The 16,444-nt window shown below is 76.5% G+C and carries 17 protein-coding genes; 4 read left to right on the forward strand and 13 right to left on the reverse strand.

The window, feature by feature from the left end; all coding sequences use genetic code 11:
• Positions 1-776: 776 nt before the first annotated feature.
• The 10 genes from AB0O40_RS26375 to AB0O40_RS26420 all read right to left on the reverse strand — a co-directional run bounded on the left by AB0O40_RS26375 (position 777) and on the right by AB0O40_RS26420 (position 10,681).
• On the reverse strand, positions 777-2,168 hold the full coding sequence (locus tag AB0O40_RS26375; RefSeq protein ID WP_365046568.1) for an NAD(P)/FAD-dependent oxidoreductase: 1,392 nt from the start codon (positions 2,166-2,168) through the stop codon (positions 777-779).
• Between the two features lie 344 nt (positions 2,169-2,512).
• Entirely contained in the window at positions 2,513-3,112 is a 600-nt protein-coding gene (locus tag AB0O40_RS26380; RefSeq protein WP_365046571.1) for a VOC family protein, read from the reverse strand.
• Entirely contained in the window at positions 3,022-4,008 is a 987-nt protein-coding gene (locus AB0O40_RS26385; RefSeq protein ID WP_365046574.1) for a hypothetical protein, read from the reverse strand. Before AB0O40_RS26385 ends, AB0O40_RS26380 begins: the two co-directional genes overlap by 91 nt.
• Before the next feature lie 69 nt (positions 4,009-4,077).
• Positions 4,078-4,980 (reverse strand): alpha/beta hydrolase, encoded by a 903-nt coding sequence (locus AB0O40_RS26390; RefSeq protein ID WP_365046576.1) that lies wholly within the window; start codon positions 4,978-4,980, stop codon positions 4,078-4,080.
• A complete protein-coding gene (locus AB0O40_RS26395; protein ID WP_365046579.1) occupies positions 4,977-5,957 on the reverse strand; it encodes a Rieske 2Fe-2S domain-containing protein in 981 nt (326 codons plus the stop codon). Before AB0O40_RS26395 ends, AB0O40_RS26390 begins: the two co-directional genes overlap by 4 nt.
• Positions 5,954-7,180, reverse strand: coding sequence for an FAD-dependent oxidoreductase (locus AB0O40_RS26400; protein WP_365046582.1), 1,227 nt, complete (start codon positions 7,178-7,180; stop codon positions 5,954-5,956). The genes AB0O40_RS26395 and AB0O40_RS26400 overlap by 4 nt, the downstream gene beginning before the upstream one ends.
• The gene (locus tag AB0O40_RS26405; protein WP_365046585.1) at positions 7,173-8,393 is read right to left on the reverse strand and encodes a cytochrome P450; all 1,221 of its coding nucleotides are present in this window, start codon (positions 8,391-8,393) and stop codon (positions 7,173-7,175) included. Before AB0O40_RS26405 ends, AB0O40_RS26400 begins: the two co-directional genes overlap by 8 nt.
• Positions 8,394-8,444: 51 nt before the next feature.
• Positions 8,445-9,311 (reverse strand): ABC transporter permease, encoded by an 867-nt coding sequence (locus AB0O40_RS26410; protein WP_365046587.1) that lies wholly within the window; start codon positions 9,309-9,311, stop codon positions 8,445-8,447.
• Positions 9,308-10,276: an ABC transporter ATP-binding protein gene (locus tag AB0O40_RS26415; protein WP_365046590.1), complete on the reverse strand. Its 969-nt coding sequence runs from the start codon at positions 10,274-10,276 to the stop codon at positions 9,308-9,310. Before AB0O40_RS26415 ends, AB0O40_RS26410 begins: the two co-directional genes overlap by 4 nt.
• A 33-nt stretch (positions 10,277-10,309) precedes the next feature.
• Positions 10,310-10,681: a hypothetical protein gene (locus AB0O40_RS26420; RefSeq protein WP_365046593.1), complete on the reverse strand. Its 372-nt coding sequence runs from the start codon at positions 10,679-10,681 to the stop codon at positions 10,310-10,312.
• 473 nt (positions 10,682-11,154) lie between these two features.
• On the opposite strand from AB0O40_RS26420, the gene AB0O40_RS26425 reads away from it, so the two are divergent.
• From AB0O40_RS26425 to AB0O40_RS26440, 4 genes are all read left to right on the forward strand, one after another.
• The gene (locus AB0O40_RS26425) at positions 11,155-12,498 is read left to right on the forward strand and encodes a cytochrome P450 (RefSeq protein WP_365046596.1); all 1,344 of its coding nucleotides are present in this window, start codon (positions 11,155-11,157) and stop codon (positions 12,496-12,498) included.
• A complete protein-coding gene (locus AB0O40_RS26430) occupies positions 12,495-13,355 on the forward strand; it encodes a class I SAM-dependent methyltransferase (RefSeq protein WP_365046599.1) in 861 nt (286 codons plus the stop codon). Before AB0O40_RS26425 ends, AB0O40_RS26430 begins: the two co-directional genes overlap by 4 nt.
• Positions 13,356-13,439: 84 nt before the next feature.
• The gene (locus AB0O40_RS26435) at positions 13,440-13,625 is read left to right on the forward strand and encodes a hypothetical protein (RefSeq protein ID WP_365046602.1); all 186 of its coding nucleotides are present in this window, start codon (positions 13,440-13,442) and stop codon (positions 13,623-13,625) included.
• 62 nt (positions 13,626-13,687) lie between these two features.
• Positions 13,688-14,950, forward strand: a complete 1,263-nt coding sequence (locus AB0O40_RS26440; protein ID WP_365046605.1) for a cation:proton antiporter — start codon at positions 13,688-13,690, stop codon at positions 14,948-14,950.
• Between the two features lie 19 nt (positions 14,951-14,969).
• On the opposite strand, the gene AB0O40_RS26445 is transcribed toward AB0O40_RS26440, so the two are convergent.
• The 3 genes from AB0O40_RS26445 to AB0O40_RS26455 are packed head-to-tail and all read right to left on the reverse strand — an operon-like array spanning position 14,970 to position 16,395.
• Positions 14,970-15,395 carry a PIN domain-containing protein gene (locus AB0O40_RS26445; RefSeq protein ID WP_365046608.1) on the reverse strand — a complete coding sequence of 142 codons (426 nt, stop codon included), beginning with the start codon at positions 15,393-15,395 and terminating at the stop codon, positions 14,970-14,972.
• On the reverse strand, positions 15,392-15,670 hold the full coding sequence (locus tag AB0O40_RS26450) for a CopG family transcriptional regulator (protein ID WP_365046611.1): 279 nt from the start codon (positions 15,668-15,670) through the stop codon (positions 15,392-15,394). The genes AB0O40_RS26445 and AB0O40_RS26450 overlap by 4 nt, the downstream gene beginning before the upstream one ends.
• Before the next feature lie 47 nt (positions 15,671-15,717).
• The gene (locus AB0O40_RS26455; protein ID WP_365046614.1) at positions 15,718-16,395 is read right to left on the reverse strand and encodes a histone deacetylase; all 678 of its coding nucleotides are present in this window, start codon (positions 16,393-16,395) and stop codon (positions 15,718-15,720) included.
• Positions 16,396-16,444: the final 49 nt, after the last annotated feature.

Consider the following 16,444-nt stretch of genomic DNA (forward strand, 5'->3'; position numbering starts at 1 on the left):
GTTTGAGGCGCGGGGTCCGGGGCGGAGCCCCGAATGCCCGTCGCGGAGCGGCGGGGCCGGGGGCTCCGGGGGCAGCCGCCCACCGGTTTCGGGAAGGGGCGGGGTGGGGCTGGCTCCGCGTACCGGCCGGGCGCGGGCCCGGATCCCGCGCCTCAAACGCCGGCGGGGCTGGAATGGCGGTCCCCGCCCGGGCGGACGCAAGGGGCGGGCCGGTCCCAGGTTTCGGGGCGCTGCCCCGGGCCCCGCGCCTCAAGCGCCGGCGGGGCTGGGAGGTGCCCCGGCGGGGATGTGCCAAAGGGTGGGCGGGGCCTAGGTTTCGGGGCGCTGCCCCGGACCCCGCGCCTCAAACGCCGGCGGGGCTGGATTTGCCCCGCCGGGGTTGGAGGTGCCGCGGTGGGGCTGGAGGCGGTCTCCCGCAGGGCAGGAGTGGCAAAACCGTGGGCGGGGCCCAGGTGGGCCCGGCCGGGGCGGCCGTTCGTGGTGTGTGGGGCCCCGCGCCCCTGGGGGCACCTCCCAGCGGTAGCTGGGGGAGGGGGGTGGCCTGCAGGCCCTGCGGCAGGCCCACCCCTGGGACTTCGCGGCTTCGCCGTGACCTGCGGTCATCCCCGGCCCGGGCCTGCCTCCGAGCCAGCCTGCCACACCCCGTCAAGGGGCTACCCCACACACCACGAACGGCCTCGGGGGCCATGGAAGGGCCACGGGAGGCCGTCTCGGGCGGGGCTCCGGGGCGGCCCCCGGCACAGCCGGGAGGCGTACCCGTACGCCGCGGGCGGCGGCTAGGCGGGGGTGCGGGCCAGGCCCAGGCGGGGGGTGGTGACGAGGTGGAGGCCGGTGGCGGCGTCGCGGTCGGTCAGGTCGTGCTGGCGGGACATGCGGGAGGCCAGCGCCCGCTCCGGGAGGGCCGCCGCGCCCCCCGCCCGCCGCGCGTCGTCCAGGTCCAGGACGCCGGCGGTCAGCGCCGCGAAGGCCTCGCTGTCCGGTTCGGAGCGGCGCGGCTCCGGCCGGACCGAGCCGGCCTTCATCAGCTCCGGGTGCCGCCCCCGCGCCAGCCGCGCCGCCAGCCAGAAGTACGTGGCCTTGCCGCGGTACTGCTCGTAGAAGCCGGCCACCATCGAGAACATCCGCGCGTACGCGTTCCGGTACAGCGACTCGTAGAAGGCCAGCGCCTCGGCCTCGGTCACCGAGCCGTCCCCCACCGCCAGGACGGAGGCCGCCGCCAGCATGCCGCTGTACATGGCCAGGTGCACGCCGGTGGAGAGCAGCGGGTCCAGGAAGCAGGCCGAGTCGCCGGCCAGGAAGTAGCCGGGCCCGCAGAAGGAGTCCGCGGTGTAGGAGAAGTCCTGCTCCACCCGCACGTCGTGCTGGAAGACGCCCGCCGAGACCAGCCCCCGCACCGTGTCCGACTCCGCCACCGCGTCCAGGAACAGCCCCTCCAGGTCCGCGCCGTACTTCTCCTGGCGCTGCCGGAAGCGGTCCTGGTGGGTGACGAAGCCGACGCTGTACACCTCGTCCTTGAGCGGGATGACCCAGTACCAGCCCTCCGGCGCGGAGATCACGTTGATGCCGCCCACCGGGGTCCGCGGCAGCAGGTCCCCGCCCTGGTAGTAGCCCCAGACGGCGACGTTGCGGAAGACGTCGTGCGGGGTGCGGTTGGCCAGGTGGCGGACGGAGAGCAGGCCGGCCCGGCCGGTGGCGTCGACGAGGTGGTCGGTGCGGGTGGTGTGCGTGCGGCCCTCGTGGGTCCACTCCACGCCCACCGCCCGGTCCTCCTCGAAGAGCACCCGGCGGGCCTGGGCGCCCTCGATCACCTCGACGCCCTGGGAGGCCGCGTGCCGCAGCAGGACCTCGTCGAAGTCGGCCCGGTCCACCTGCCAGGAGGTCTGCGCCCCGGTGCCGAAGATCTCGGGCCAGTCGACCACCCAGTCCCGCTCCGCGCCCCAGCGCAGCAGCAGGCCCTCCTTGACCTGGTAGCCCCGGGCGTCGACCTTCTCGAGGGCGCCGGCCAGGTCGATGATGGCCCGGCAGGACGTCGCCACGGATTCCCCGATGTGGTACCTCGGGAAATGCGCGCGTTCCAGCAGCCGCACCCGCGCGCCCTGCCGGGCCAGCAGCGCCGCCGCGATGGAGCCGGCCGGCCCGCCGCCCATGACCACGATCTCGGATGTCATCGCCCCTGCCCTTTCCCGGGCCGTTTCCCCGGAGGAAATGCGCGGTATTCCAGACCCTCGGCGAGCGGCGGAATTCCGCGCGACGGAGATTGCCTGCCACCGGAAACGACCTTGGCACGGCGGGGAGTCCTACTGAACAGCGGGTGATGCGCAGCGGGTGGATTACGTATGCGGTGCGTTGCGTAAAGGCGGTGGTGGGGAATGCGGCGGGCACGCGTCCGGCCGCGCCGGGGACCGCCGGCCCCCGGCCCGGTGCGGCGTACCGGCGCTCCGGCGCGGCTGCCGTGGGGCCGCCGCGTCCTGCTTCCCGTACCGCCCCGCCCGCCGCCGGACTCCCGTACGAGCTACGGGAGTTCGAGGTGGCCGAAAACCGCCCCCCAGGGGTCGCTCAGCAGTCCCGGACCCCGGACCGTCGCCCCCGCGGCCCGGGCCCGCTCCTCGAAGGCGGCCCCGTCCGTCACGCCGAAGCGCGGCAACCACCGTGCCTCCGCGCCCTGTTGGGCCGTGATCGAGGTACCGCAGACGGCGCGGTAGAAGTCCTCGGAGGCGGCGGGCCGGGGCGAGTGCAGGACCGCCCCGGAGAGGGCGCCCGGCTCGTCGACCAGTACCACGCCCTCCTCGTGGGCGCCCTGCCAGAGGCCGAAGGGGGCTCCGGCGGGGTCGACGGCCAGGGCGAGCCGGCCGTTGCCGCCCGCCGGGACGCCCGGGACGAGCACCCGGGCGCCGTGCGCGGCGGCCCGGTCCCGGGCCGCGTCGAGGTCCTTCGCCGCCAGGTACACGCTCCAGGCGGTGCCGAAGCGGGGCCCGGCCGGGGCGGGCCCGAGCCCGCCGACGATCTCGCCGTCCCGGAGGATCAGGTGGTAGCCGCGGTCGCCCTCGGGTCGGAACCGCCACCCGAAGAGGGCCGCGTAGAACTCCCGCGCCCCGGTGGGGTCGACGCCCACGTGGTCGATCCAGCAGGGGCTTCCCTCGGTGTACGCGGTGCGGCGGGGCACGGCGCGGCTCCGTTCGCGGTGGCGGTCAGGCGTTCGTCCAGCAGGTCGGCGGCCTCCTCGGCGGCGCCCGTCTCGGGCAGCTGGAGCCGCATCCGGGGCGCCCCGGCGAGCGCCGGGTCCCGGGCGGCCTCCGGGGGCCACACCGAGGGCGCGAACTCCCACTCCTCCAGGCGGCAGCGGTGCGCGCCGGTGGTGCACAGCCGCACCAGCCGGGCCGGGCCGAGCCGTTCGGCCGGGCCGGCGGCGGCGATCAGCCGCTCCGGCCGGACGAGGTGGGCGGTCCCGGTCAGCGGCGAGGAGACGGAGCGCAGGTCGCCCCCGGGGCCGTCGGCGAGCCCGGCGGCCCGGGCGGTCTCCAGGGCGGCCCCGCGCAGTTCGAGCGGGAGCTGGTAGGGCAAGGTGCGCCCGGTGGCCCGCTCGATGACCAGGTACTGGCCGGAGACCATCCGCCAGCCGTGTCCGCCCAGTGCCAGTGCCAGGGCGTTGCGCGGCGAGCCGATGCCGCCCACCAGGGCGACCGTCTCCGCGCCCTTGGCCAGCACGGCCGCCTGGACCACCGCGTAGGTGCGGTTCATGACGGCGAAGGGCGGCAGCACCGGCGGGATCCCGCCGGGCCCGTGGTAGGCCCAGCGGCGCAGCATGGTGCCCTCGCCGTCGAGCACCCGGACCTCCCGGCCGGTGCCGCCGCCCGGCCGGTACGCGAAGTGCAGGCTGAGCGGCCCCTGTCGGAGCTCGTCGCGGCGTCCGGTGAGGTGCGGTCCGAAGAAGAAGGAGAGGTCGGACTCGTCGACGGCCCCCAGCACTTGGAGGACCGTACCGAAGAAATCGAGCACGAATACAGGCATGTCCCCCCAGCCCCGTCATGTGCTTGCCCAGGCCCATTTATACGGTCAGAACATCCGGCCGCAGGGGCCTTAACTGGCCGATTTCGCATCCAGGTGGACGGCCAGCGCACCGGCCAGGTCCCAGGGCCGTTCCAGCAGCGGCAGGTGCCCGGTGCCGGGCACTCCGACGGAGCGGCACCGCGGCAGCGTCCGGGCCAGCAGGGCGGCGTTGGCGTGGAAGACGGGCATGTCGGCCGCGCCGGTCAGGGCGAGCGTGCCGGCCGTGATCCGGGCCAGCTCGGCGGGGGTGTGCACGCGGGCGGCGAGCCCCGCCATCGCGCCGTCGTCCAGCTCCGCCCAGGAGTGCCGGGCGATGACCGCCCGCAGTTCGGCGCGGAGCACCGGATGCCGCTCGGTGCCCCGGAAGATGTCCGGGGGCGCGGTCATCCACAGGTCGGCCAGCTGCCCGGCCGCCGCCGCGCCCCGCATCCGGCGCAGCATCAGCAGTTCGACGTACCGCTTGCGGGCCGCCGGGTCGGGCGGGCCGCCGGCCGGGGTGGGCGCGCCGAGCACCAGCCGGTCCGCCGCCCCGGGCTCGGTGAGGGCCATCTCCAGCACGACCGTGGAGCCGAAGGACAGCCCGGCCCAGCGGCGGGCCCCGACCGCCCGGGCCAGCTCCAGCACCCGGCCGCCGAGCTCCGGCAGGGTGGTGCCCGCCTTCAGCGGTGCGGAGCGGCCGTGCCCGGGCAGGTCCACGCCGATGTGCCGGAAGCCGGGCAGCAGCCGCCACAGGGGCCGCCAGAGCGTGGCGTCCATGGTGTAGCCGTGCACCCACAGCACGGCCGGCCCGCTCCCGTACGCCAGGGTCCGCAGCCCGTCGTACGTCGCCTCGCGCTCGCCGGGCAGCGGCGTCCCGCTCGCGTGCCGCGGATCGGGCAGCGGACCGGGCAGGGGATCGGGCCGCGGGTCGGGCGACGGCCGCCCGCCGGTCACCGGGCCGCCCCGGCGGTCGTGTCGAGGCCGGTGAAGCCGGCGCAGAAGGCGCGGTAGGCCAGCACGGCCGCGTCGGCGGCGTCGTAGCGGGGGGTCACGGCCGGGTTCAGGTGCTCCCAGACGGCGATGTCCTCGGCCAGCGCCCGCTCGCTGCCGGCGATCAGCCCGGGCAGCTGGTCCTCCCGGCCCGCGCGCACCCCGACGGCCACCCGGGCCGTGCAGCCGCCGCGGCCGTCGGGCACCGCGCCGGTGACGATCACGTGCACCTCGTCCGGGGGCCCGAACTCGGTGAGCACCACCGCGGGGCTGAACGCCCGGGCGTGGAAGCGCGGTACGTACGGCTCCGCGGCCGCGGGCGCCGGCCGGCCGCCGGTGCCGCCCGCCGCCGGTGCCGGTGCCGGGGGCCCGGGCCGCCAGGGCGAGGCGGGCATCGGGAACTCGCCGTCCATCACCAACTCCCCGCAGGCGCCCGCCCGGTGCCGCATCCCGCGCACCCGCCAGACCTTGTGCAGCGCGGTGAAGTGGTCCGTGTCGAAGGCGTTCTCCACGACCAGGTCCGCGGCCGCGGCCACCGGCCGCTCCACCGCCTTGACCAGCCGGTGGCTGCCGGCCAGTTCCTTGAGCGCGGCGCGCATCCCCCGGTCGTCCTCGGGCCCGTCGGTGAGCCGGACGAAGACGGCCTCGCCGCAGACCACGGCCTCGTGCTCGCGCACCCAGGGCCGGCTGCCGGGCCCGGCCGGCTCCCCGAGACCGATCCGGCGGCCGTGGAAGGGGCAGACCAGGCAGTCGCCGGCGAGCCGTCCGCCGTGTCCCAGGTGGGCGCCCCGGTGCGGGCAGTCGGCGTCGAAGACCCGCAGCCCGCGGTCCGTGCGGACGGCGGCCAGCCGCCGCCCCCCGATGTCCAGCGGGACCACCTCGCCGTCCAGTGCGGAGGTGAAGGCGGCCAGGTACCAGCCCGAGCGGACGTTCGCTGTCACGGCTTCCGTGCCTCCAGTACCTCGTGGGCGGCGCGCCGGCCGTCCGCGTACGCGCCCTGGAGCCAGGGGAGTCCGCGTCCGGTCAGGGCCGCCTCGCCGGTGAAGAAGAGCCGGCCGTCGGGCCGGGCCCAGTCGAGGGCGGCGCGGGCGGCCCCCGGTCCGGGGGCGCAGAAGGCGCCCCCGCTGTACGGGTCGGCCCGCCAGTCGGCCGCCACCACCGCGGTGACCGCCAGACCCCTGCTCCAGGGCAGGGCGACCCCGAGCAGCGCCGCCAGGTGGGCGGCCGAGCCGGCCGCCCCGCGCACGCAGGCGGCGGCCGCGTCCTTGGCGACCACCAGCACCTCGGGGCGCCCGCGCCGGCAGGAGACGAAGCCGCTGGTGCCGTCGGCGTCGAAGACGGAGGCGGTCTGCGGCGCGCTGCCGGAGAGCGTGACCACGGCGCAGTACGCGTCCCCGGGGACGAGCGCGGCGGCCGCGGCCCGCCTCCCGGGAGCCGCCCCCTCGAGCGTCAGCACTCCGGCGTGCACCACCGCCGGCGGTACCGCCAGCACGACCTGCTCGGCGTCCAGTTCGCCCTCGGAGGTGCGTACGTACGGACGGCCGTCGGGGCCGGATCCGACCGCCAGGACCGGGGTCCCGGTACGGATCCGCAGCCCTTCGGCGAGCCGCCGGGGCAGCAGGTCCATGCCCCCGGGCACGGTGAACTCGCCCCGCCCGCCGGTGTCCCGGCGTACCGCCGCGGCCACGTCCGCGGCGGCCAGCCGGTCCGGGTCGGCGGCCCAGACCTGCCGCAGCCACTCCCGGGCGGTCGCCGCCTCGGCCGGGGCCGCGCCGCTGCGGGCCAGCCAGCCGGCCACGCTGAGCCCGTCCCCGGGCTCCCCGGCGTACCCGGTCAGCCGGGCCTCCAGCAGCCAGGGCGGGTGGGCGCCCCGGCCCAGCACCCCCATGGACCGGGCCACCCGCCCGGAGACGACGTACGCGGCCTCCGGGCGCGGTGCGGGCGGCAGCGGGCCGAGCACCGTGTGGGCCGGGTTGCGGTCCCCGTGCACGACCTGCGCGCCCAGTTCGAGGGCGGGGCCCCCGTCGGCCGGGCGGAAGGTGCGGATCCGCCCGCCGAGCCGCGGCCGGGCCTCCAGCACCAGCGCCTCGACCCCGGCCTCGGCCAGCCGGGCGGCGCAGGCCAGCCCGGCCGTCCCGGCCCCGACCACCACGACCTCAGGCACGGCCGGTCACCGCCGCGGACCGGGCCGCCACCGGCGCCGGGGCGCCCAGGTCGACGGCGAGCCCGGTCAGCCGCCGGGGGATCAGGGTCGGGGCCCAGCGCGCGCCCGGTCCGGCCAGGGCGGCCGCCGGGAAGCGGCGGACGATCCGGGCGAGCAGCAGCGCGCCGGTCTCCCGGACCAGCCGGGCGGCCAGACAGAAGTGCGGTCCGGCGCCGAAGGCGAGGTGCGGGTTGGGCCGCCGGCTGGGGAGCAGCTCGGCGGGGCGGGCGAAGACGGCCGGGTCCCGGTTGGCGGCCGCCAGCACCGCCAGCACCCGCTGTCCGGCCGGGATCCGGCCGCCCGGCAGCTCCGCCGCCCGCACGGTCACCCGGGCGGTGAAGGGGATCGGCGCCTCCAGCCGCAGCAGTTCGTCCATCAGCGTCCCGGCCTCCTCGGGCCCGGCGCCGCGCAGCGCGGCCCGTACCTCCGGCCGGGGCAGCAGCCAGTACAGGGCGTTGCCGACCGACTCGGCCAGCGGCTGCCAGCCGCCGACCACCGCCAGCCCCAGCACCCCCAGCACCTCCTGCCGGGTCAGCCGCGGATCGGCGGCCAGCCGGGCCAGCGGGCTCGGCGGCGCCGTGTCGAGGTGTCCGTCGAGGTAGCGGGTGAGCTCGCCCATGGCGGCCCGGCCGAGGGAGGCGACCGGGGGCGGGGCCATCGGGTCGAGGTTGAGGGAGACCGCCCGGCCGAGCGCGCCGAGGGTGTCCCACTGCTCCTCGGGCAGCCCGAAGAGGCGGCCCAGCACGGCGGTGGCGAGCGGTGCGCCGAGCTGTTCCACCGCGTCCTCGAGCCGGCCGCGCGCGGCGGCCCGGTCGAGCAGGGCGTCGGCGTCGGCCGCGATCGCCCCGGCCACCGAGGCCAGGGCGGCGGGCCCGAGCAGCAGCGCCCCGGGGGCCCGCAACCGGGCGTGTCCGGTGCCGTCCGTGGTCAGCATGGACACCGGCAGGTCGTCCTCCCGGGCCCGCTCGCGCTGCCCGGCCGCCGCCGAGAAGGCGGGGTCCTTGAGCAGGGCCGTGCAGTCGGCGTAGCCGGTGACCAGCCACAGCCCGGTCATCGGGTCCCGGTACACGGGCCGGTGGCCGCGCAGCCAGTCGTACGCCGGGTACGGGTCGAGCCGCCCGGCGGGGCTGAAGGGGTGGGCCAGGGCGGCGGGCAGCCCGGGGGCCTGGGTCACGTCGGTCTCCTCCTGGTGTCCGGTTCCTGCGCGGGGTACGGGCTGGGAGGCTCAGCGCACCCGGGGCCCGCGCCAGCCGAAGGTGAGCACGGTGGCCGCCAGTCCGCCGGCCGCCCACAGGGCCAGGACCAGCGCGGTCCGCCCGGGCTCCCAGCCGCCGGCCGGCTCCGCGACGGTGAAGGAGTCCGGCAGGAACACCGAACGGAAGCCCTGGGCCAGCCACTTCACGGGGAAGAGCGCGGCGGTGTTCTGCATCCACGGCGGCAGCTGGTCGAAGGGGTAGAACACCCCCGAGATGAACTGGAGCACCATGAAGACCGGGGTCACCACGGCCGCGGCGGAGCGGCTGTTGGGGATCAGCGCGCTGTACGCCGTGCCGGCCAGCGCGCAGGCCGCGGTGCCCAGCGCCAGGCACCAGCCGAGGGTCGCCCAGCGTCCCGGGGTGGCGGGCAGCGGCAGCCCGAAGCCGGTCACGGCGATGCCGAGCAGCAGCGCGGTCTCCAGCGCGGTGGTCACCACCACCCGCACCAACTTGCCCACGAAGTAGGCCGACTTGGGCATGGGGGTGCGGGCCAGCCGCCGGACCGTGCCGGTGTCCCGCTCGATGGCCACGTTGATCGCCAGCCCCGAGAAGGCGGTGCTCATCACCCCGGCGGCGATCACGCCGGCCATGAAGACCTGGCGGAAGTCGGTGTGCGTGCCCTCGACCTCGCCCTCGAAGATCGAGCCGAAGACGACGAGCAGGATCACCGGGAAGAAGAGCGTGAAGACCAGCGACTGCCGGTTCCGGAAGAAGCCCTTGAGCTCGACGGAGGCGCGCGCCGCGCAGGCCGCCGCGTAGCGCCCGGGCCCGCGCACCGGCGGGCGGGACGGCGGGGCGGCGGCGGTCCGGGCGCCGGCCTCGGCGGTCACGGTCATGCGCAGCTCTCCCTGTCGATGAGGCGCAGGTAGGTCTCTTCGAGCGTGGGCCGCTCCACGCGCAGCCCGGTGAGCTCGGCCGCCCCCGCCTCCCGGGCCCAGGGCAGCAGGGCCGCGAGGGCCCGCGTCGGCTCGGCGGTGTGCAGGGTGACGGCGGTGCCGGCGGGGGCACCGGTGCCGTCCACGGCCGCGGTGCCGTCCACGACCACGGTGCCGGGCGGCAGCGGCGGCAGGCTCCGGCCGGCGAGCGCGGGGCAGCGCCGGAAGCGGACGGTGGCGGGGGTCCGGTCCCGCCCGCCGAGGGAGGCCAGCGGCCCGCAGGCGACCAGCCGGCCCTCGACCACCACCCCGGCCCGCTGGGCCAGTTCCTCCGCCTCGTCGAGGTAGTGGGTGGTCAGCAGGGTGGTCCGGCCGCGCCCGGCGAAGTAGCGGACCAACTCCCAGGCCTCGCGCCGGGCCACCGGGTCCAGGCCCGTGGTCGGTTCGTCCAGGAAGATCAGTTCGGGGTCGCCGATCACGCCCACCGCGACGTCCAGGCGGCGCTGCTGGCCGCTGGAGAGCGCGGTGGCCGGCCGGGCGTGGAGCCCCCCGAGCCCCACCCGCTCCAGCACCTCGTCGACCGGCAGCGGCGCCGGGTACATCGCGGCGAAGTGCCGCACCACCTCCCGCACGGTCAGGTCGGCGTAGGCGCCCGGCGTCTGGGGCACCACGCCGATCCTGGCCCGCCATTCCCGCGGGTCCCCGGCCGGATCACGGCCGAGGACCCGCACGTCTCCGCCGGAGCGGCGCCTGGCGCCCGTCAGGATGTCGACGGTCGTCGTCTTCCCCGCGCCGTTCGGCCCGAGGAGCGCGAACACCTCACCCCGAGCGATGTCGAGGCTGATGTCCCGCACGGCCACGACGTCCCCGTAGCGCTTCGAAAGGCCGCGGACGGAGACGGCGGGGGCCGGCTGCGCTGTGGACATGGGACGCTCCAGCGGAGTGGGAACGATGGCCTGTCAGGTGCAGCAGCAGCACGGGCAGCAGCAGTAGTTGCAGCTGCCGGCCGCGACGTCGGACAGGTCGCCCTCGCTCAGCTCGGCGGTGTCCACCGCCGGGGTGGTGGGGATGTGGAACTCGTAGCGCCCGGTCTCCAGGCCGGTCTCCCAGAGCTCGACCTGGACGTCCAGGTTGCCCTCGCCGTGGCCCTCGGGGGCCTGGGTGACGATGACGACCTCGGCGCCGGCCGGCAGTTCGATGCCGGACTCGGCGAGCGCCGTGCGCGGCTCCGACTGCAGGCGGGCGGCGAACGCCTCGTCCGACCAGGAGCTGATGAGCACGCGGGTGTAGGCGTTCACGAACTCAGCGCGCTGCTGCGGGTCGAGTGCCATGTGAACTCTCCCTTCGTTTTGCGGTTGGGCGGTTCCTGGCTGTGCATTTCTGTCGCTGTGCCGGCGGCATCGAAAGACTCACCCCGCCGGACCGCTCCCGCCAAGACGCGGGGGAACGTAATCGAAAAGCCCCGGGGAATGAGTACCGGGCTGAGTAACCGGCTCCCCCTGCTAAGCATTGAGCCGCCCGGCCGGGCCGGTTACTGTGGGCCGACTCGCCGTATCCGCAGCTCAGTCGGGGCCTTGCGGCGACCGGTGCCGACGCGTCGCGGGCCCGTCCCGCCGGGACCGGGGAACGGCGCGGGCGGCGGTACGCACCCCGGATCCGGACTGCGTACCGGAACGCCCGCGGCAATGCGTACGGGAATGCGTACGGGAATGCGCAAGGGAATACGTATCGGAATGCGTGCCGGACCGCGTACGGAACGGGTACCGGAATGCGTACCGGGATCCAGCCAGCCACGGAGGTTCACGTGACACCCACCACCGCACCGGCGGGCACCTTCCCGCCGGGGCCGCAGGAGCCCGTGGACATGGCGCAGATGCGCGCCGACCCGCTGGCCTTCGTCACCCGCATGCAGCGTACGTACGGCGACGTCACCAGCCATCTCGGCGACGGCGAACGGGTGTTCATGCTGCACCGGCCCGATCTGGTCCGGCACGTCCTCAAGGACCGGGTCGCCCACTACACCAAGGCGGCCACCCCCGACGACGCGATGCTGCGCCCGCTGCTCGGCAACGGCCTGCTCACCAGCAACGGCCCGGAGTGGGCCCGGCAGCGCAAGCTGTGCGCACCGGCCTTCCGGCGCACCGCCGTCACCACCTTCGACGGGGTCATCACCGAGGAGGCCGAGGCGCTGGTCGAGCGCTGGCGCCCGGCGATGGCGGCCGGCACCGTGCTGCCGGTCGAGCACCACCTCACCTCGCTGACCCTGGCGATCCTGACGCGCGCGGTGCTGGGCGTGGACCTCGGCGCGGCGGGCGAGGGCTTCGGCCGCGCGGTCGACGCCGCCAACCGCTTCATGGGCCACTACGTACCCGACCCGGACCCGGACCCGGCCGACACCGACCTGCGCCGCCACGGCTACCTCCAGGCACGGGCCTTCCTGCGACTGGTCGCCCGGACGGTGATCGCCGCCCGGCGGTCCGCGGGTGCCGCGCAGCCGGCGGACGGCCCGGCCGACTCGCTGCTGGACGCGATGATCGGCGAGCTGGACGACGAGTCCCTGCGCGACCAGGTGCTCACCCTGGTCATGGCCGGGCACGAGACCACCGCCAAGGCGCTGACCTGGACGCTGTACCTGCTGGACCGGCATCCGGAGGAGGCCCGCCTGGTCCGCGCCGAGATCGACGCGGTCCTCGGCGGCCGCACCCCCACCGCCGCGGACCTGCCCGCGCTGGGGCACTGCCGGCGGGCCGTCGAGGAGGCCATGCGGCTCTACCCGCCGGTCTGGCTGATCTCCCGGCGGGCCACCGGCCCGGACCGCATCGGCGGGTACGACATCCCGGCCGGCGCGCTGGTCTGCGTCAGCCAGTGGGTGCTGCACCGGCACCCGGACTTCTGGGAGCGGCCCGATGCGTACGTACCCGGCCGGTTCGCGGCGGCGGACCTGCCCAGCCACCTCTACCTGCCCTTCGGCGGCGGCGAGCGGACCTGCATCGGGCGCCACCTCGCCCTGGTCGAGGCGACGCTGGTGCTGGCGGTCCTGATGCGCAGCGCCCGTCTGGAGACCGAACCGGGCTTCCGGGTGGAGCCGGAGGCCCTGGTCACCCTCCGCCCCAAATACGGCATGCGCATGACCGCGAGGCCCCGATGAGCGCGGCGGGGGGCCCGACGACCGGCGGCGGCCCGTCCTCGTCGGCGGTCCGGCCGCCCGGCGGCTCGTACGACCCCGGCGCGACCACCGCGGGCGGCCTGGCCGGCGAGCTGGCCCGGCTCGAGGCGCAGGCGGCGCTCTCCTTCCCCGAGGAGCTGCGGATCCTGCGCGAGCTGGGCCTGGACCCGGCGCAGGGCCCGCTGATCGAGGTCGGGGCCGGCTCCGGGGCGGTCACCAGGCGGCTGCGCGCCGCCCTGCCGGGGCTCGCGGTGACGGCCGTGGACGTGGACGGCGGGCTGCTGGCCCACGCCGCCGGCTGCGGGGCCGCGCTGCTGGTCGCGGACGGCGCCGCGCTCCCGCTGGCCGACGGCTCCGCCGGCTGCGTGCTGTTGCGCTACGTCCTCCAGCACGTCGCCGACCCGGCCCCGCTGCTGGCCGAGGCCCGCCGGGTGCTGCGGCCCGGCGGCCGGATCGTGGTGACCGAGGTGGACGCGTCCTGCTGGGGTCTGGCCGACCCGCTCTATCCCGAACTGGCCGGGATCCACGCCGTGTTGTCCCGGTCGCAGCAACAGGCGGGCGGGGACCGGGCGATCGGCCGCCGGCTGACCCGGCTGCTGCGCGGCGCGGGCTACGAGCAGGTCGCGCTGCGGCCCTTCGCCACCACCAACGACGACCACCCCACCGAGGCCTTCGCCCCGCACCTGGGCCCCGGCCGGCTCCAGCCGCTGGTCGCCGCCGGCGCGCTGACACTTTCCGAGTTCGCCCTGGCGGCGGACCGCTGGAACCGGTTCCGTGGCGACCCGGACGCGTACGTCATGCTGCTGGGCTTCTCCGCCACGGGCACCGCGCCCCGCTGACGCCCCGACCACCGTCCGGGCGGGCCCAGCGCCGGCCCGGGCGGCGCACCACCCCGTGACCCGAGCGGATTGGAACCGTCGCCCATGAACCCCAACCTGAGGATCTTCCTGACGATCTTCTGCTACATCAGCGCCGTGATGGGCGTCGTCACGGCGGTGATCAACGCCAGCCAGAAGCCCGCCGCGACCACCTCCGCCGTGGTCGCCGGCGTCCTCGGCGTGGTCTTCCTCTTCGGGGGCATGGCCCTGGGCCGCCGCCCCCACCACTGACGCCCGTGCTCCCTTGATGTCCCCCGTCCCCGTGCCGCCCGCCGTCCCGTCCGGGAGTCCCCATGCTCGCCCTCGACACCATCGGGCACTTCTTCCTCGGCGCGGCCCTGGTCCTCGCCCTGTCCCGGGCGGCCGGGGCCGCGGTCGAGAAGGCCGGCCAGCCGCGCGTGATCGGTGAGGTCGCGGCCGGGATCGCCCTCGGGCCCTCGCTGCTCGGCGCCCTGGCCCCGGACGTCGCCGGCCGGCTGTTCCCGCCCGCGGTGCTGCCGATGTTCAACGGCCTCGCCCAGATCGGCCTGGCCCTCTTCATGTTTGCCACCGGCCGGGAGCTCGCCTCGATGCGGGTGCGCGGCGCGACCCGCCAGGGCCTGGCGATCAGCGGGGCCTCCCTGCTGGTCCCGTTCGCCGGCGGGGCGCTCCTCGCCCGGCCGCTGGCGGGCCGGTACGCCCCGCCCGGCGTCTCCCCGTCCGTCTTCGCCCTCTTCGTCGGCTGCGCGGTCAGCATCACGGCCTTCCCGGTGCTGGCCCGGATCCTCGACGACCTGGGCATCGCCGGCAGCCGGCCGGGCCGGCTCGGCCTCTTCGCCGCCGCGGTCGGCGACGGCGGCAGCTGGCTGGCCCTCTCGGCGGTCGTCGCCCTCGCGCGCGGTTCGGGCCCGGGGGAGACCGCGGTGCGCGCGCTGCTCGCCCTGCTGCTGGCCGCCCTCGCCCTGGGGCCGGTACGCCGCTTCGCCGCCGGCTGGTTCGAGCGCCGGGGCGGCACCGCCGAGCCGGCCACCCTGATGACGGCCCTGGTCGTCACGATCGGCTGCGGCGCGGCCCTGACCGCGGCCCTCGGCCTGCACCAGCTCACCGGCGCCTGCCTGGCAGGCCTGGTCTGGCCGGTGGACCACCCGGCCGCCCGGGCCGCCGCGGCCCCGCTGGCCAGCACCGCCAAGACCGTGCTGCTGCCCTTCTTCTTCCTGGGCTTCGGGCTCGGCGTGGACCTCGGCTCGCTCCGCCTGGACGGCGGCGGGGGCCTGGTGCTGGCCGCCCTGCTGGCGGTCGCGGTGCTGGCCAAGACCGGCGGGGCCGCCCTGGCCGGCCGCGCCACCGGCCTGCCCTGGCGGGAGTGCGCGGCCCTGGGCATCCTGCTCAACACCCGCGGCCTGACGGAGCTGGTGGTCCTCCAGATCGGCCGCGAGGCCCACCTGGTCGAGGGCCCGGTGCTCGCCCTCCTCACCCTGGTGGCCCTGGTCACCACCCTCATGACCACCCCGCTCCTGAAACTGACCGGCACCCTCCCGACCCCGGCCCGGACCCCGGCCCGGGTCGGAACGCCGTGAGGGGAGAGGCGGGACCGGGTCATACCCGCCTGACCACGACCGTCCCCGGGACCAGCTGCTCCAGGTCGTCGACGTCCGAGGTGAACACTGTGACCTGTCCCTTCTGCCGCCGCGCGACGACGGCCAGCACGGCGTCGATCGCGTACTTGTGGCCGTGCAGCCCCGCGTCGGCCAGGAGCCGACGGGCCTCGCGGGCCTCGTCCTTCCCGATGTCCGCCACCTTGAGCCGGGAGAGCACCCAGTCCCAACGCTGCTCGGTCGTCCGGCCGTCGTAGGCCTCGACCAGGGTGAGCGGAGAGGTCACCACTTCGGCTTCGCCGCGCGCCGCGAGATCGAGCCGGGCGATCATCTTCCGGTCGCCGCGCACTGCGAGCGACAGCGCCTCGCAGTCGAGGACGAAGACGCGCAGCGGTCGCTGGCCGTGCTCGCCGGCCCGCTTCTTCACGCAACCTCTCCGGTGCCGTGGCCGCCGGCCGCCCGTCGCCGGTCGTGCTCGGCGTCGAGCTCCTCGAGTTCGGCCAGGGCCGCGGCGCGCTCGTCCACGCTGACCGGGCCGTGTTCCTCCTGGAGCCAGTCCACCAGCTCCAGCAGCCGGTCCCGGTCCCGCTTGAAGCGCAGGGCCTCGGCCACGTACGCGGAGAGGCCCCGCTCCGCCGCCTCGGCGCGGATCTCGTCCAGCAGGTCTTCGGGGATCGTCACCGTCACCTTTTTGGTCGCCATACACTCGACCATACTCCGGGTGTGCCAGGCCTTACCGCCGGTCTGCCTTACGGCACCAGGCCGGTACGCCCGTCCAGCAGGGCCGCGATCCGCGCCGCGGACCAGGCGCCGGCCGCCCCCGGGCACTGCGCGAGGTACGCCGCGACGTCCGCCGCGTCCCAGGGGCCGGCGTCCAGCAGCCCGCCCGCCAGGTACCGCAGATAGGCCGCGGCCGGGGCGACCGGCTCGACGTCCGCCATCGTCCACGGCGCCGTGAAGGTCAGGACGGGAACGCCCTCGATGGTCCCGGGGCAGATCAGCGTCTCGTACCGGCCGGGCCCCAACTCGGCCCGTCCGGTGCCGAGCACGCCCCTGAGGTCGAGGTCCGCCCCGGGCTCCCGGTACATCTCCTGCGCGGCGATGTCGGACAACTGGCCGACCGTGACCAGGTGCGCCCGCGCCCGCATCCGGCCGGGGGCCGCCGGATCGTAGAAGCCCCGCCCGCCCGTCCACACCTGCGACTCCGTGGCGAAGTACAGCCGCCCGTCGAGCTCGACGGGCACGGACCGCTCCGGCGGCCGCCGGTCCCGGCACCCGGGATAGACCCGCCCGCCGCCGGCCAGCACGCCCCCGCCGATGTACGCCCCCAGCCGCTCCAGGTGCATGTTGGACCCGTACGAGGCGTACCAGACCCGCCCGGGCACCCCCGCCCCCGCCACGAACCCACCCGCCCGCCGGACGTCCATCCCCCCATCCTCCCGCCCGGGGCACGGGATCCGGCGGGGAAAACGCCAG

The sequence above is a fragment of the Streptomyces sp. NPDC089919 genome, from assembly GCF_040684615.1.
Lineage (GTDB): Bacteria > Actinomycetota > Actinomycetes > Streptomycetales > Streptomycetaceae > Streptomyces.

What these genes read in the sequence shown, in the direction of transcription:
- AB0O40_RS26375 (WP_365046568.1), bottom strand. Translation starts at nt 2,168, where the DNA reads ATGACATCCGAGATCGTGGTCATGGGCGGCGGGCCGGCCGGCTCCATC.
- AB0O40_RS26385 (WP_365046574.1), bottom strand. Translation starts at nt 4,008, where the DNA reads ATGCCTGTATTCGTGCTCGATTTCTTCGGTACGGTCCTCCAAGTGCTG.
- AB0O40_RS26410 (WP_365046587.1), bottom strand. Translation starts at nt 9,311, where the DNA reads ATGACCGTGACCGCCGAGGCCGGCGCCCGGACCGCCGCCGCCCCGCCG.
- AB0O40_RS26415 (WP_365046590.1), bottom strand. Translation starts at nt 10,276, where the DNA reads ATGTCCACAGCGCAGCCGGCCCCCGCCGTCTCCGTCCGCGGCCTTTCG.
- AB0O40_RS26420 (WP_365046593.1), bottom strand. Translation starts at nt 10,681, where the DNA reads ATGGCACTCGACCCGCAGCAGCGCGCTGAGTTCGTGAACGCCTACACC.
- AB0O40_RS26430 (WP_365046599.1), top strand. Translation starts at nt 12,495, where the DNA reads ATGAGCGCGGCGGGGGGCCCGACGACCGGCGGCGGCCCGTCCTCGTCG.
- AB0O40_RS26435 (WP_365046602.1), top strand. Translation starts at nt 13,440, where the DNA reads ATGAACCCCAACCTGAGGATCTTCCTGACGATCTTCTGCTACATCAGC.
- AB0O40_RS26440 (WP_365046605.1), top strand. Translation starts at nt 13,688, where the DNA reads ATGCTCGCCCTCGACACCATCGGGCACTTCTTCCTCGGCGCGGCCCTG.
- AB0O40_RS26450 (WP_365046611.1), bottom strand. Translation starts at nt 15,670, where the DNA reads ATGGCGACCAAAAAGGTGACGGTGACGATCCCCGAAGACCTGCTGGAC.
- AB0O40_RS26455 (WP_365046614.1), bottom strand. Translation starts at nt 16,395, where the DNA reads ATGGACGTCCGGCGGGCGGGTGGGTTCGTGGCGGGGGCGGGGGTGCCC.